General features: G+C 60.1%; 1 protein-coding gene. It reads left to right on the forward strand.

Annotation, left to right across the window (positions count from 1 at the left end; genetic code table 11):
- Positions 1–695, forward strand: a 695-nt coding sequence (locus HV786_RS27200; RefSeq protein ID WP_217472132.1) for a hypothetical protein, incomplete at both ends; no start/stop codon positions are given.

Genomic DNA, 695 nt, shown 5'->3' on the forward strand with positions numbered 1-695 from the left:
CGTCGAGACGCTGAAGGACTACTTGAACAGGGGTGGGGCGAACAACGGCATCAGCAACGAACGCAAGATTCTGGTGGCGCAGGCGTTCGGCGATGTTCGGAATCAGTTTGAGGAGAGGTCCGCTGCCTTGGAGGCGCAGCATTACATCGAGATCGAACGGGACAAGGTGTTCAATCCCGAGATGGCGCGGGGGCGCAACTGGATCCTCGACGAGGCGCAGCAGAAACGCTGGGAAGCGGCAGCCCAGGAGCACGTGCGCAACTATGAAGACACGATAAGGGCGCGGGTGCAAACCAAACTGGACAGCGGCGAATACCGAGCCCGCTTCGAAAGTAAGTACGTCACTCCGCCGGACCCGAAAGCGGCGTTGCAGATCTACGCCATGAAAGCGGCGCTCGCGGGTTTCGAGACCCAGTGTCGAATTGCGGAACAGGAAGCGGCGCGTCGGGCACTGCCATACGAAGTCTGGTTGCAGAGCGAGCAATTGCTGGATGGGTTGGAAGTCTATGACGATGCCGACCTTGCCAGCGGCTGGCGGTTTGCGGGTCAGACAGGACTGTGCGTCTTCGGTGCGGAAGGATGCGAAAGCAGTGCCAACGTCATCCAAGAGTGGTGGCAGGGTGGGGCGCAAGACCGCAAGAACCTCGCGCTGCGAAGCTTTGGACTGAATCAGGATGCCATCCTGGCGGAAATGG

The organism is Achromobacter mucicolens (assembly GCF_902859725.1).
Lineage (GTDB): Bacteria > Pseudomonadota > Gammaproteobacteria > Burkholderiales > Burkholderiaceae_B > Achromobacter > Achromobacter mucicolens.